We start from the raw sequence: 1,032 nt of genomic DNA, 5'->3' as shown, positions 1-1,032 counted from the left end.
CGCGCTGGCGATCGCGGCGCTGCTGCGGCGCTCGCGGCGCCCCGCGCCGGTCGCGGCTACCCGCCGGACGGTGGACACCGCCACGGCCACCACGCTGGGCAGCACGGAGTACCGCAAGGGCCGCGCGCGCGCGGAAGACGCCGGCTTCGGCTTCGGCGTCGGCACCGTGGACACCCGCCTCGAGTGGCCGGCAGGGACCGAGACCGCGGTCATCGAGGAGCACAGGTCCGCGGTCGAGCTCGCCGACATCATGATGAGCTTCGGACGCGTGAAGGGCGCGGCGGAGACGCTCGCCGAGTTCATCCGCGGCAACCCGCGCGAGGCCGTCACGCCGTGGCTGAAGCTGCTCGAGGTGTACCGCGCCGCCGGCCTGCGCGACGAGTTCAACGCGATCGCCGGGGAGCTCAACAAGACCTTCAACGTCACCACGGTGAACTGGCAGAGCTACGACGCGCTGCGCGCCTCGAAGATGAGCCTGGAAGACCTGCCGCACATCTGCGAGACCCTGCAGAAGACCTGGCGCACTACCGCCTGCCAGCGCTACCTGCAGCAGCTGCTGCGCGATAACCGCAACGGCACCCGCGCCGGCTTCCCGTTCTCGGTGATCGACGAGATCCTGACCCTCACCGCCATCCTCGAGGAAGATCTCGGGCCCTGCCCACCGGCCGCGAGCGCCAGCACCCAGCGCTAGACGGGGTTGTCGAGGTCGACGAAGCTCGCCTCCAGCCCGAGCGCCTCTTCGAGGTGGAGCGCGATCGCGCGCGCTCCATAGCGCTCGGTGGCGTGGTGGCCGGCGGCGATGTAGGGCACGCCCGACTCGCGCGCCAGATGCACCGTGGGCTCGGAGATCTCGCCCGACACGTAGAGGTCGGCCCCGGCCAGGATCGCCTGCTCGAAGTAGCCCTGCGCGCCGCCGGTGCACCACGCGATCCGACGCACCGCGCGCTCGCCGTCACCGACCAGCAGCGGCTCGCGCCCGAGCGCGCCCGCGAGCGCGCGCGCGATGTCGTGGGCGCGCTCGCCCACGCGCGC

The 1,032-nt window shown here is 72.6% G+C and carries 2 protein-coding genes; one reads left to right on the top strand and one right to left on the bottom strand.

All coding sequences use genetic code 11. The features are described from left to right. Positions 1-691: type IV pilus assembly protein FimV (locus C667_RS23260; protein WP_004390011.1), on the top strand; the 691-nt coding region annotated here is incomplete at its 5' end. Here C667_RS23260 and C667_RS23255 read toward each other — a convergent pair. After that, positions 688-1,032: Nif3-like dinuclear metal center hexameric protein (locus C667_RS23255; RefSeq protein WP_004390009.1), on the bottom strand; the 345-nt coding region annotated here is incomplete at its 5' end. The genes C667_RS23260 and C667_RS23255 overlap by 4 nt on opposite strands.

Origin of the sequence: Thauera phenylacetica B4P, from assembly GCF_000310225.1 — a bacterium.
Taxonomy (GTDB): domain Bacteria; phylum Pseudomonadota; class Gammaproteobacteria; order Burkholderiales; family Rhodocyclaceae; genus Thauera; species Thauera phenylacetica.
The sequence above is the reverse complement of the archived record's forward strand: the minus strand, read 5'-3'. Positions and strand labels throughout refer to the sequence as shown.